We start from the raw sequence: 11,669 nt of genomic DNA on the forward strand, positions 1-11,669 counted from the left end.
CCCGGACGGCCGTTCCGACCGGGGCAACTTCCCGGTGTTCAAGCGCAACCTGAAGCAGTGGATGATGCGGATCACCGCGTACGGTGACCGGCTGCTGGACGACCTGGACACGCTGGACTGGCCCGAGTCGATCAAGCTGCAGCAGCGCAACTGGATCGGCCGTTCGACAGGTGCGCACATCGACTTCCCGACCGGGACCACTGATTCCGGTGTCGCGGGCGGAGCCCGCATCAGAGTTTTCACCACCCGGCCGGACACCATCTTCGGGGCCACCTACCTGGTGCTGGCCCCCGAGCACGAGCTGGTCGACGCGCTGACCCCGGCGGCCTGGCCGGCCGGGACGCGGGATGCCTGGACCGGTGGGCACGCCGGCCCCCGGGAGGCCGTCGAGGCGTACCGGAAGGCGGCGGCGGCCAAGACCGACGTGGAGCGGCAGGCCGACACCAAGGAGAAGACCGGCGTCTTCGTCGGCGCGTACGCCACCCACCCGGTCACCGGCGGCCAGATCCCGATCTTCATCGCCGACTACGTGCTGGCCGGCTACGGCACCGGCGCGATCATGGCGGTGCCCGCCCAGGACGAGCGGGACTGGGCCTTCGCCGAGGTGTTCGACCTGCCGATCGTGCGGACCGTGCAGCCGGCCGACGGGTTCGACGGGAAGGCGTGGACCGGGGACGGGCCGGCGATCAACAGCGCCGCCCCCGAGCGTGGCCTGGACCTGAACGGGCTGGGGGTGGCCGACGCCAAGGCGGCGATCATCGCCTGGCTGGAGGCCAACGGCCACGGTGTCGGCGCGGTCACCTGGCGGCTGCGGGACTGGCTGTTCTCCCGGCAGCGCTACTGGGGCGAGCCGTTCCCGATCGTCTACGACTCCACCGGTGCGGCGATCGCGCTGCCCGAGGAGATGCTGCCGGTCGAGCTGCCCGAGGTGGACGACTTCTCCCCGAAGACGTTCGACCCCGACGACGCCGACAGCAACCCGGAGACCCCGCTGTCGCGGCGGCGCGACTGGGTCGAGGTGGAGCTGGACCTGGGCGACGGGCCGAAGCGCTACACCCGGGAGACCAACGTGATGCCGCAGTGGGCCGGCTCCTGCTGGTACGAGCTGCGCTACCTGGACCCGACGAACTCCGGGCGGTTCGTCGACCCGGAGAACGAGGCGTACTGGATGGGTCCGCGCGCCGAGGGCGACTGCGGGGGCACCGACCTGTACGTCGGCGGCGCCGAGCACGCCGTGCTGCACCTGCTGTACGCCCGGTTCTGGCACAAGGTGCTGTACGACCTGGGGCACGTGTCGTCGTTCGAGCCGTTCCGCAAGCTGTTCAACCAGGGCATGATCCAGGCGTACGCGTTCCGCGACTCCAGGGGCACGCCGGTGCCGGCCGAGGAGGTCGTCGAGGTCGACGGGCGCTGGTTCCACGGTGAGCACGAGGTGACCCGCGAGTACGGCAAGATGGGCAAGTCGCTGCGCAACGTGGTCACCCCCGACGACATGTGTGCGGCCTACGGCGCGGACACCTTCCGGGTGTACGAGATGTCGATGGGCCCGCTGGAGGTGTCCCGCCCCTGGGAGACCCGGGCGGTGGTCGGGTCGTACCGGTTCCTGCAACGGGTGTGGCGGGCCGTGGTCGACGAGCAGACCGGCACGCTGCGGGTCACCGACGCGCCGGCCGACGAGGCCACCCGACGGCTGCTGCACCGGGTGATCGACGGGGTCCGGACCGACATGGAGGGCATCCGGTTTAACACCGCGATCGCCAAGCTGATCGAGCTGACCAACGCGGTGACCCGGCTGGAACAGACCCCGCGCGAGGCGGCCGAGCCGCTGGTGCTGATGCTGGCCCCGTTCGCCCCGCACGTGGCCGAGGAGTTGTGGCGGATGCTGGGCCACGACACCTCGCTGGCGTACGCCGACTTCCCGGCCGCCGACCCGGCGCTGCTGGTCGCCGACACGGTCACCTACCCGGTGCAGGTCAACGGCACGGTCCGGGGCCGGATCGAGGTGCCCGCCGACGCCGCGCAGGAGGCCGTCCGGGCGGCGGCCCTGGAGGCGGTCGCGTCCGCGCTGGCCGGCAAGGAGCCGCGCAAGGTCATCGTGGTGCCGGGCCGGCTGGTCTCGGTCGTCGCCTGACGTGAAAGGAAGGGCCCCTCGTCGACGCTTCATGCGGCGCGAGGGGCCCTTCCCACCGGCCCGCCCGGCGTGCCGCTGCGGACCGTGGGGCCGGTCAGGGTTCGCGGTGGTGCACGACCAGCGCGGCGACCAGGGTGGCGACGACCGGCCAGGCGGCGAGCGCCACCCAGGAACCCGGGACCGTGGCGAGGTGCTCGTTGAACTGGATGTACGGGTTCGCGACGAGCCGTTCCCAGGCCGGTACCGGCAGGGCGTTGTGGATCGCGGCCGTCCACCGGTTCTCCAGGTCGAAGGCCAGCGGCAGCAGGAGCAGCAGCCCCGTGGTCGCGACGATCGCCGGGGCGGTGTGCCGCAGCAACGCGCCGAAGCCCAGGCCGATGAGCGCGCAGACCGGTAGCAGCAGCGCCGAGGCGACCACCGCCCGCAACGCCTGCGGCTCGCCGAGCGACGCGCCGGCCCCCCGGTCGGCGAGGATGGCCTGCGACAACCCGAACGACACACCTGCGGTCAGCACCCCGACGACCAGCATGACCGTCGCCAACACCAGCACCTTGGCGGCGGCGACGGCGGATCGGGCCGGTACGGCGGCGAACGTCGTACGGATCTGGCCGCTGGCGTACTCACCGGCGATCGTCACCGCGCCGACCGCCCCGGCGGCGAGGATGACGAACAACCACCCCTCCTCGGGGAAGGCGTCGTGGATCGGGTCGAACGCGGCCTGCCGCTCCGCCGAGTAGCCAGGCCAGTTGTGGTGGTCGGCCAGGGCCGCCCGCACGCTGAACAGCATGGCCGACACCGCGATCAGCGCCAGCGACCCGTAGGTGGACCGCAGCGACCACAGCTTGAGCCACTCGGCGGCGAGCAGGTCACGGAAGCGGGCGGCGGGCTCGACGGCCCGGCGGCCGGCGCCCCGGGCGGCCTCGGTCGGTGCGGTCACCGGTGTTCTCCCGCCCGGTAGTCGACGCGGTCGGCGGTGAGGTTCATGAACGCCTCCTCCAACGAGGTGGACCGGGTGATCAACTCGTGCACCGGGATGCCCCGGGTGAATGCCAGGTCGCCGAGCGCCGTCGGGCTCAGGCCGGTCACCGTGAGCGCCCCGTCGGGGGCCGTCCCGACGTCCGCGCCCACCTCGCGCACCGCGACGGTCAGCGCCGTCGGGTCGGGCGTACGGACCACGACCTGCGTCCGGACGCTGCGGGCGGCGAACTCGGCCAGGCTCTCGTCGGCGATCAACTCGCCCCGGCCGATCACCACCAGGTGCTGGGCGGTCTGTTCCATCTCGCTCATCAGATGGCTGGAGACGAGGACGGTCCGGCCCTCGGCGGCGAGCCGCCGGAACAGTTCGCGCACCCAGCGCACCCCCGCCGGGTCGAGGCCGTTGAACGGCTCGTCGAACAGCAGCGTCGGCGGATCGCCCAGCAGCGCGGCGGCGATACCGAGCCGCTGCTTCATGCCGAGCGAGAAACCACCGATCCGGCGTCCGGCGACGCCGCTCAGGCCCACCTCGCCCAGCACCTCGTCGACCCGCGACCGGCCGATGGCGTTGCTGGCGGCCAGCGCCCGCAGGTGCGACCGGGCGCTGCGCCCGCCGTGCACGTCGCCCGCGTCGAGCAGCGCGCCGACGTGCCGCAACCCGCGCCGGCGTGCGGCGAACGGCTGCCCGTCGATCAGGGTGCTGCCGCTGGTCGGGCGGTGCAGGCCGAGCAGCAGCCGGAGGGTGGTGGACTTGCCGGCGCCGTTGGGCCCGAGGAATCCGGTCACGTGCCCGGGCCGGACGGTGAGGGTGAGCCGGTCGACGGCCGTGGTCCGGCCGTACCGCTTGGTGAGGTCACGTATCTCTATCACGGGTTCGACGCTGCCGGACGGTGCGCTGCCGGGCGTCGTACCGCCGGCCGCTTCCGGCCCCGCGGGGTAGGCCCCGGGGCGTACGCCCGCCGGCCGATGACCACCCGGCCGCCCACTGGCTACGGTGTCCCCATGCGTGCCGTCGCCGCCCGTCCGGCTCCCGTCGCCCGCCGGGTGCGGACGGTCCTGATCTGGGCCGGGGTGGGCCTGCTCCCGGTCGTGGTGCTGCTCGCGTCGACCGTCGGCATCGGTGGTCCGCTCCTGCCGGTCCCCACCCCCGACGGGAGCGTGCCGGGAATTCCGCTGCGCTACCTCGCGCCGGCGCTGGTGGTGCTGCTGCCCGCCGCCCTGCTGGGGCGTCGCCCGCTGCTCGCGCTGGGGCTGGCGCTCGCCGGGGCCTGCACGGTGACCGTGGCGACGAGTGCCTGGGAGAACGGCTACCTGTCCGCCGTCTGGTACCTGCAGTTCCTCGTCGTCGATGCGATGGTGGGGCTGGTCGCGGCACGCTTCCCGGGCCGGATCGCGGTCCTCGCCGCCGCCGTGGTGCTCGTGCTGCAGGTCACGGCGGGTTTCGTCAACTCAGCCACCGGCCCGGTCGACCGGGCCACCAGTTCGGTGCTGCTGGTGGTCGCCGCCGTGGTGGCCGGCGGCGCGGCACGGGCCCGCCGTCGGCACGCCGAGGAGTCACGCGCGCACGCCGCCGTCGAGGCGGTCACCGCGGAGCGGCTGCGGATCGCCCGGGAGGTGCACGACATGGTGGCGCACAGCATCGGTGTCATCGCCATCCAGGCGGGTGTCGGTGCCCGGGTCATCGACACCCAGCCGGGACAGGCCCGGGCCGCACTCGCCGCCATCGAGCAGACCAGCCGGGACACGCTGGCCGGGCTGCGGCGTACCGTCGGAGCGCTGCGTCACCCGCAGCAGGCGGCGGCGTCCCTGGATCCGCCGCCGGGTCTCGCGGACCTGGGCCGGCTGGTCGACGTCGCCGCCGACGCGGGGGTCCGGGTGGCGGTACGCCGGGAGGGCCCGTCCCGACCCCTGCCCGGGGAGGTCGACCTCGCCGCCTACCGGATCGTGCAGGAGGCGCTGACGAACGTCGTCCGGCACGCCGACGTCGACCGGTGTCAGGTCACCCTCGGCTATCTGCCGGACGGGCTGCGTGTCGAGGTGGTCGACGCGGGCCGGGGCACTCCGCCCTGCGGTGCTGGCGTCGGACACGGGATCGTCGGCATGCGGGAACGGGTGACGCTGCTCGGGGGCCGGTTCGCCGCCGGGCCGCGCCCGGAGGGCGGCTTCCGGGTCGCCGCCCGCCTGCCGGTCGACGGCGGACGGGTCCCCGCCGGGGCCGACGGGTGAGCATCCGGGTGCTGCTCGTCGACGACCAGCCGCTGGTCCGCGCCGGTCTGCGGGTGCTGATCGCCGACGCGCCCGACATCGAGGTGGTCGGTGAGGCCGGCACCGGCGCGGAGGCGGTCCGGCTGGCCCGGGACGTGCTGCCCGACGTGGTGCTGATGGACCTGCGGATGCCCGGGACCGACGGCATCACCGCCACCCGGGCGATCACCGCCGCCGGTGGCCCGACCCGGGTGCTGGTGCTGACCACGTTCGACGACGACGCGCACGTGCACGGCGCACTGCGTGCCGGGGCGAGCGGATTCCTGGTCAAGGACATGGCCCTGGACGACATCCTCGGCGCGGTCCGGGTCGTCGCCGCCGGCGACGCCCTCATCGCGCCGGCGGTGACCCGTCGGCTGATCGCCGAGTTCGCCCGCCGCCCCGACCGGGTGCCCCACCAGCGCCCCCTGCCGGGGGTGACCGTGCGGGAACGCGAGGTGCTGACCCTGGTGGGTCGGGGACTGTCCAACGCGGAGATCGCCGCGCACCTGTTCATCAGCGCGGCCACCGCCAAGGCCCACGTGGCCCGGCTGTTCACCAAGCTCGGCGCACGGGACCGGGTGCACCTGGTCATCGCGGCCTACGAGGCCGGACTGGTCGACCCCGCACACCGGGACGCGGAACGGGGGTCCTGATCCACCCGGGCGGTGGCACGTCACCTGACGGTCCGGCCGGGGTCAGCCCGGGTCGAGACGGCGGGCGCGCTCCGCCCGCCACCACTGGTACGCCAGCACCGCGCTGGCGATCAGCCCGAGGCTGGCCGGGGCGGCGGCGTACCAGTTGATGCTGCCGGGGGAGTTGGCCGCCGCGCCGATGGCGGCGTAGCCGAAGGCGGTCGGGGCGGAGGCCAGCACGCTGCCGACCAGGAACGGCAGCACCCGCGCGCCGGTGGTGCCGTAGCCGTAGCTGACCAGCCCGAACCCGGCGACCGGCAGCATCCGTACGGTGATCACGCCGAGCACGCTCTGCCGGGCGAACCAGCCGTCGAGCCGGGCCAGCCGGCCGCGTACCCGCTCGGCGACGAACTCCCGGCCCAGCACCCGGCCGACGGCGAAGCCGAGCGCGGCGGCCAGCAGTGCCGCGCCGAGCGCGTACGCCGCGCCCTCCAACGGGCCGAACACCGCTCCCGCCGCCAGCGTGACGAAGGTCCGGGGGACCAGGGCCACCAGCAGCAGCGCCCCGACCACCACGCCCAGCACCGGGGCGTACCCGCCGAGCGAGTCGGCCAGCCGGGGCAGTTCGGCGACGTCCGGGTGCGGCGTGACCAGCAGCAGCACCAGGAACCCCGCGAGCATGACCAGCAGCAGGGCGAACCGACGTGCCGACGGCTGGCGAAGCAGCCGCCGGACGGCGGAGGTCACGGGCGGGCGGCGGACATCACGGGCGGGCGGCGGCGGCCACGGCGGCGCGGCGTTCGGTGCGCAGCCGCTCGGCCCAGGTGTCGTCCAGCGGCGGGAGCTGGTGCGCGCCGGTGGCCCAGCGCAGCAGCAGGTCGGCCAGGGCGGGGTTGCGGGCCAGCGCCGGCCCGTGCGAATACGTGCCCAGCAGCTTGCCCCGCCACGCGCCCTCGGTGACGCCGTCGTTGCCGACCCCGGCACTGACCCGGGCCAGCGGCGACACGCCGGGGCCGAGGTGGGTCCGGCCGCCGTGGTTCTCGAACCCGGACAGCGGCGGCACGCCCAGCCGGGGGTCGATCTCGCCGGCCAGCTCGCCGACCGCCCGGGTCGGACCCCGGTCGGAGGAGAGGTCGAGCAGCTCCAGCCCGGCGCACCGGGTGCCCTTGGCGAAGAAGGAGGTGCCGAGGAGCTGGTAGCCGGCGCAGACGCCGAAGACCACCGAGCCCTGGGCGACGGCCCGGTGCAGGCCACCGTCGGCGAGCAGCCGCTGCGCGCCGAGCGCCTGCGGGCCGTCCTCGCCGCCGCCGAGCAGGTAGATGTCGGCGGTGGCGGGCAGCCGCTGGTCGGAGCGGACCTCCAGCACCTCGACCGGCATCCCGCGCTGCTGCGCCCGGCGGGCCAGGATCAGCAGGTTGCCCCGGTCGCCGTAGGTGGAGAGCAGGTCGGGGTAGATCCAGACGATACGCAGGCTCTCAGTTGACACGGTCCAACTCCGCTCGGATGTCCTGGAAGGCGGTGTAGTTCGCGATGACCTCCAGCCGGCCCGGCGGGACCGCCCGGACCGCCTCGCCGAACGCCCGGACGTGCTGGAACGGCACCCCGTTGACGTCGAGCCGGACCGCCAGGTCGTACGCGCGGTCGCCGGTGATCAGCACCTGCCGGCCGCGCAGCGGGGCGAAGTCGACGTCGAACAGCCAGGAGGTGTCCAGCCCGTCGGGGTCACGGGCGTTGATGGACAGCAGGGTGGGCGCCTCGTCGGCCATGTCGAACGCCTCCAGCCAGCTGGCCGGGTTCTTGGCCAGCAGCAGCCGGATGTTGCGCCCGTCCCGGTCGACCTGGGCGTACCGGCCGGCGACCGAGGTGACCGTGTGCAGCCGGGAGACGGCGTCGACGGGGCGTACCCCGAACTCGGCGGCGACGGCCAGCGCGGTGGCGGCGTTGCCGAGGTTGACCTTGCCGGGGAGCTGGAGGGTCACCTTGTGCCAGGCCCCGGTGGGGTCGAGCACGCCGTCGTCCTCCACCGTCCACTGGGCGTCCGGGCGGCGCAGCGGGCAGCCGGAGCACCACCACTGCTCGCCGGAGCGCTGGATGGTGGAGCCGCACTCGGGGCAGACCCAGGAGTCGTCGTGCCAGCGCTGGCCGGCGCTGAACCAGGTGACGTGCGGCGGGCGGATGCCCTGCGCGGGGTCGGCGGGCGGGGTGGCCGCCCAGACCACCATCGGGTCGTCGGCGTTGGCCACCACCCGTACGTCGGTGTGCCGGACCAGCGCCGCGCGCCAGAGCTGCGCCATCATGGCGACCTCCTTGGCCCGGTCGAGCTGGTCGCGGGAGAGGTTGAGCAGGGCCACCACGTGCGGCTCGGTGGCCTCCAGCACCTGCGCGAGGTAGTGCTCGTCGACCTCGAGCACCGCGTACGGGGTGCTGCCGGCCTTGGCCAGCGCCGAGGTGTGCCCGGTGGGCATGTTGGCGCCGAACGAGTTGGTCGCGACCCGGCCGAGCACGCCGACGGCGGCGGCGCTGAGCCGGGTGGTGGTGGTCTTGCCGTTGGTGCCGGAGACCAGCGCGATGGCGCGTCCGGCCGAGAGGTGGGCCAGCAGGTCGGGGTCGATCTTCAGGCCGATCCATCCGCCGATCACCGAGCCGTCGCCCCGGCCGGCGGCGCGCGACAGCGCCGCGGCGGTCCTCGACACGGAGCTGGCCACCTTCGCCCGCAGGGGCATCTTCGCGTCCGTCACGCGAGCGAGGTTACCGGACCCCCGCGCCCGCCAGATCGCCGCCGACGGCGAACCGTTCGGTCGGGGCGGGCCGGGCATCCGGTCGGCGGACGCTCCACCGGATGGAGTCGATCTATGTCGGGTAGCGGACGCGGCTGCGGCCCGGCGCGCCCCTCCACTCCGCTCCACCCGCTCTGACGTGCGGTTTTAGCCGCGACGGCGACGCGCCGGGGCGGCGATTCTGGTTGCAGGTGGAGGGAAGTGGAGTAGAGTGGGGCGCAATGGTGAGGCCGGGAGGGCCCACCGGCCCAGGGGGTCAGCGGCGCCGCGAACGCCGCTCAGGGCAAGGGGGTTGGGCCGATGTTCCTCGGCACCCACACTCCGCGCCTGGACGAAAAGGGCCGTTTGATCCTTCCGGCCAAGTTCCGGGACGAGCTGGCGGGGGGTGTCGTGATCACCAAAGGGCAGGATCGCTGCCTCTACGTCTTCCCCACGCCCGAGTTCCACCGGATCGCCGACCAGTTGCGCGCGCAACCGATGACGAACAAGGCGGCCCGGGCCTACAGCCGGGTCTTCTTCGCCAGCGCGCACGACGAGGTCCCCGACAAGCAGGGCCGGGTCACCATCCCGCCCCACCTGCGGTCCTACGCCGCGCTCGACCGGGACCTGGTGGTGATCGGGGCGTCCACCCGGGTGGAGATCTGGGACCGGACGGCCTGGGAGAGCTACCTCGCCGACAGCGAAGACGACTTCGCCGACATCGAGGAGGGGGTGCTGCCCGGCGGTCTGTAGGGCGCGGCGACGCCCGACGTACTGCGAGATCTCCAGCCGCTTTCGAGTTCCTGGCGCCCCTTCCCCGGTGCCAGGGGCACGATCTCCACTCCGGGCGTCGGCCCGGGGCCGGGGCGGGAGCGGATGGGGATCTGGCGGTACGACGGCACGGCGTCGTCCGACGGGCAGAGCGCGACACGACGAGACATATTCCACAGTGGGGGTCGACATGGGGGAGCTTCGCGGCACGCACGTGCCGGTGCTGCTTGAGCGGTGCCTCGAGCTGCTGGCCCCCGCGCTGGACCGGGGCGGCCGTACGGTCCACGTCGATGCCACGCTGGGGTTGGCCGGTCACGCCGAGGCGGTGCTGCAACGGCATCCGCACACGGTGCTGATCGGCCTGGACCGGGACACCGAGGCGCTGGCGCACGCCCGGGTCCGGCTGGCCCGGTTCGCCGACCGGATCCACCTGGAGCACGCCGTCTACGACGAGTTGCCCGAGGTGGTGGAACGGCTGGGCTACCCGGGCGTCGACTCGGCGCTGTTCGACCTGGGCGTCTCGTCGTTGCAACTCGACGCGCCCGACCGCGGGTTCGCCTACGCCCAGGACGCGCCGCTGGACATGCGGATGGACCAGACCCGGGGGGTGACCGCCGAAGAGGTGGTCAACAGCTACTCCCACCCGGACCTGGCCCGGGTGCTGCGGGTCTACGGCGAGGAGAAGTTCGCCGGCCGGATCGCCTCGGCGATCCTGCGGGAGCGGGAGCGGGGTCGGATCACCTCCTCGGCCCGGCTGGCGGAGCTGGTCAGGGAGAGCATTCCGGCACCAGCGCGACGAACCGGGGGACACCCGGCCAAGAGAACGTTTCAGGCTTTACGCATCGAGGTAAACAGGGAACTGGCGGTGCTGGAGACGGCGCTGCCGGCCGCCCTCGACAAGCTCCACGTGGGCGGTCGCATGGTGGTCCTGTCCTACCACTCGCTGGAGGACCGGCTCACCAAGCAGGCGCTCGCCGACCGGGTCCGCAGTAAGGGCCCGGTCGACCTTCCGGTGGAACTCCCCGGGTCGGGTCCGACGTTCCGGCTGCTCAGCCGGGGTGCCGAGCTCGCCGGGGAGGCCGAGGTCGCCGCGAACCCGCGGGCCGCATCCGTGCGGCTGCGGGCGGCGGAGCGACTCGACCCGGCCACCGGTCACCAGGGGCGGACCGACCGCGAACGGTCCGGCCGACGGGTCAGGGCGATGCACCAACCGGGCACGGGGTCGACGCGGGGTTCCACAGTGGACCTGGAGGCGATCCCGGGGGACGGCAGGACGGACGAACAGGGGGAGGGGACATGAACGTCAACAAGCGTGACGGCCGCGACGCGGTCGTCGGGCAGCGCGCACCGCGGTCGGGGGGCCGGACCACGGCGCAGCGCACGGCCCGTACCACGACGCCGGCGGACCTCACCGGTCGAGCGGGGGAGGCGCGCCGGGGGGCGCGCGAGTTCCCCACCCAGGGCAGTGCCGCATTGCGGCCGGCGGAGCAGCCGGCCACCCGTACCGCCACCGCCGCCGCCGGGTCGCCCCGGCTGCGGGTGGCGCCGCCGCCGCCGGTCCGGGTGCCCCGGGCGCCGTTCGCGGCACTGATCGTGGTGCTGGTCGTCGGCGGGGTGCTGGGCATCCTCGCGGTCAACACCAAGATCAACGAGAACGCGTTCAAGCTCCAGCAGCTCCAGCAGCAGCAGGCCCGCCTCGACGTCGACCAGCAGCAGCTGGAGAAGGAGATCGAGGAGGCCAAGGAGCCGGGCAACCTGACCGCCGAGGCCCGCAAGCTGGGCCTGGTCGAGGCGGGCGAACCGGCGTACATCCGGCTGCCGGACGGTCGGCTGATCGGCGTGCCGCAGCCGGCCGACGGGCAGCCGGCGATCACCAGCCAGCAGGGCAACGGGGGGTAACGCCCGTGCCACCGAGATCCGACGATCCGCGCCGGGACCCCACGGGCTCCCGGCGCGGATCGGTTCGTGGCGGGGCCGCCCGGGGCGGCGGGCCCCGGACGCCGGAACCCCGCACCCCCGAGCCGCGCACCCCGGAGCCGCGCGGCGGAGAATCCCCGGCCACCGGACCCCGCGCCGGTGAGCCCCGGGGACAGGGCCGCGCCGGTGAGCCCCGCACCGGGCAGCCCCGGACCGGGGACGTCGGGGGGATCTCCGACG

At 74.1% G+C, this 11,669-nt stretch carries 11 protein-coding genes; 6 read left to right on the plus strand and 5 right to left on the minus strand.

Features of this window, described 5'->3' with window-relative positions; genetic code table 11:
• On the plus strand, nt 1-2,131 hold a 2,131-nt coding region (gene leuS, locus ACOJTC_RS03610), incomplete at its 5' end, for a leucine--tRNA ligase (RefSeq protein WP_420115725.1).
• A gap of 94 nt (nt 2,132-2,225) precedes the next feature.
• Here the strand turns inward: leuS and ACOJTC_RS03615 are convergent.
• Together ACOJTC_RS03615 and ACOJTC_RS03620 are read right to left on the minus strand one after the other, a co-directional pair.
• Nucleotides 2,226-3,068, minus strand: a complete 843-nt coding sequence (locus ACOJTC_RS03615; RefSeq protein ID WP_420115726.1) for a hypothetical protein — start codon at nt 3,066-3,068, stop codon at nt 2,226-2,228.
• Nucleotides 3,065-3,976 (minus strand): ABC transporter ATP-binding protein, encoded by a 912-nt coding sequence (locus ACOJTC_RS03620; RefSeq protein ID WP_420115727.1) that lies wholly within the window; start codon nt 3,974-3,976, stop codon nt 3,065-3,067. The genes ACOJTC_RS03615 and ACOJTC_RS03620 overlap by 4 nt, the downstream gene beginning before the upstream one ends.
• 132 nt (nt 3,977-4,108) lie before the next feature.
• Between ACOJTC_RS03620 and ACOJTC_RS03625 the strand changes: the two genes are divergently transcribed.
• Together ACOJTC_RS03625 and ACOJTC_RS03630 are read left to right on the plus strand one after the other, a co-directional pair.
• Nucleotides 4,109-5,332 carry a sensor histidine kinase gene (locus ACOJTC_RS03625; RefSeq protein WP_420115728.1) on the plus strand — a complete coding sequence of 408 codons (1,224 nt, stop codon included), beginning with the start codon at nt 4,109-4,111 and terminating at the stop codon, nt 5,330-5,332.
• Nucleotides 5,329-6,006, plus strand: a complete 678-nt coding sequence (locus ACOJTC_RS03630) for a response regulator (RefSeq protein ID WP_420115729.1) — start codon at nt 5,329-5,331, stop codon at nt 6,004-6,006. The genes ACOJTC_RS03625 and ACOJTC_RS03630 overlap by 4 nt, the downstream gene beginning before the upstream one ends.
• A 42-nt stretch (nt 6,007-6,048) precedes the next feature.
• On the opposite strand, the gene ACOJTC_RS03635 is transcribed toward ACOJTC_RS03630, so the two are convergent.
• From ACOJTC_RS03635 to ACOJTC_RS03645, 3 genes are read right to left on the minus strand one after another with little or no spacing between them, the layout of a single operon-like run.
• Nucleotides 6,049-6,732 (minus strand): TVP38/TMEM64 family protein, encoded by a 684-nt coding sequence (locus tag ACOJTC_RS03635; protein WP_420115730.1) that lies wholly within the window; start codon nt 6,730-6,732, stop codon nt 6,049-6,051.
• A 16-nt stretch (nt 6,733-6,748) separates the two neighbouring features.
• On the minus strand, nt 6,749-7,471 hold the full coding sequence (locus ACOJTC_RS03640) for a type 1 glutamine amidotransferase (RefSeq protein WP_145920988.1): 723 nt from the start codon (nt 7,469-7,471) through the stop codon (nt 6,749-6,751).
• Nucleotides 7,461-8,708, minus strand: coding sequence for a MurT ligase domain-containing protein (locus ACOJTC_RS03645; RefSeq protein ID WP_363652083.1), 1,248 nt, complete (start codon nt 8,706-8,708; stop codon nt 7,461-7,463). Before ACOJTC_RS03645 ends, ACOJTC_RS03640 begins: the two co-directional genes overlap by 11 nt.
• A gap of 354 nt (nt 8,709-9,062) precedes the next feature.
• Here ACOJTC_RS03645 and mraZ point away from each other — a divergent pair, with 354 nt between their 5' ends.
• The 3 genes from mraZ (at nt 9,063) to ACOJTC_RS03660 (ending at nt 11,411) form a co-directional block, all read left to right on the plus strand.
• A complete protein-coding gene (gene mraZ, locus ACOJTC_RS03650) occupies nt 9,063-9,494 on the plus strand; it encodes a division/cell wall cluster transcriptional repressor MraZ (protein WP_420115731.1) in 432 nt (143 codons plus the stop codon).
• Nucleotides 9,495-9,702: 208 nt separating this feature from the next.
• Nucleotides 9,703-10,812 (plus strand): 16S rRNA (cytosine(1402)-N(4))-methyltransferase RsmH, encoded by a 1,110-nt coding sequence (gene rsmH, locus ACOJTC_RS03655; protein WP_420115732.1) that lies wholly within the window; start codon nt 9,703-9,705, stop codon nt 10,810-10,812.
• On the plus strand, nt 10,809-11,411 hold the full coding sequence (locus ACOJTC_RS03660; protein ID WP_420115733.1) for a hypothetical protein: 603 nt from the start codon (nt 10,809-10,811) through the stop codon (nt 11,409-11,411). Before rsmH ends, ACOJTC_RS03660 begins: the two co-directional genes overlap by 4 nt.
• Nucleotides 11,412-11,669: the final 258 nt, after the last annotated feature.

Origin of the sequence: Micromonospora sp. (genome assembly GCF_048594385.1) — a bacterium.
Lineage (GTDB): Bacteria > Actinomycetota > Actinomycetes > Mycobacteriales > Micromonosporaceae > Micromonospora > Micromonospora wenchangensis.

Bases quoted from the DNA above. Each gene is read 5' to 3' on its own strand.
- rsmH (WP_420115732.1), top strand. From the start codon at position 9,703: ATGGGGGAGCTTCGCGGCACGCACGTGCCGGTGCTGCTTGAGCGGTGC.
- ACOJTC_RS03625 (WP_420115728.1), top strand. From the start codon at position 4,109: ATGCGTGCCGTCGCCGCCCGTCCGGCTCCCGTCGCCCGCCGGGTGCGG.
- mraZ (WP_420115731.1), top strand. From the start codon at position 9,063: ATGTTCCTCGGCACCCACACTCCGCGCCTGGACGAAAAGGGCCGTTTG.
- ACOJTC_RS03645 (WP_363652083.1), bottom strand. From the start codon at position 8,708: ATGCCCCTGCGGGCGAAGGTGGCCAGCTCCGTGTCGAGGACCGCCGCG.
- ACOJTC_RS03660 (WP_420115733.1), top strand. From the start codon at position 10,809: ATGAACGTCAACAAGCGTGACGGCCGCGACGCGGTCGTCGGGCAGCGC.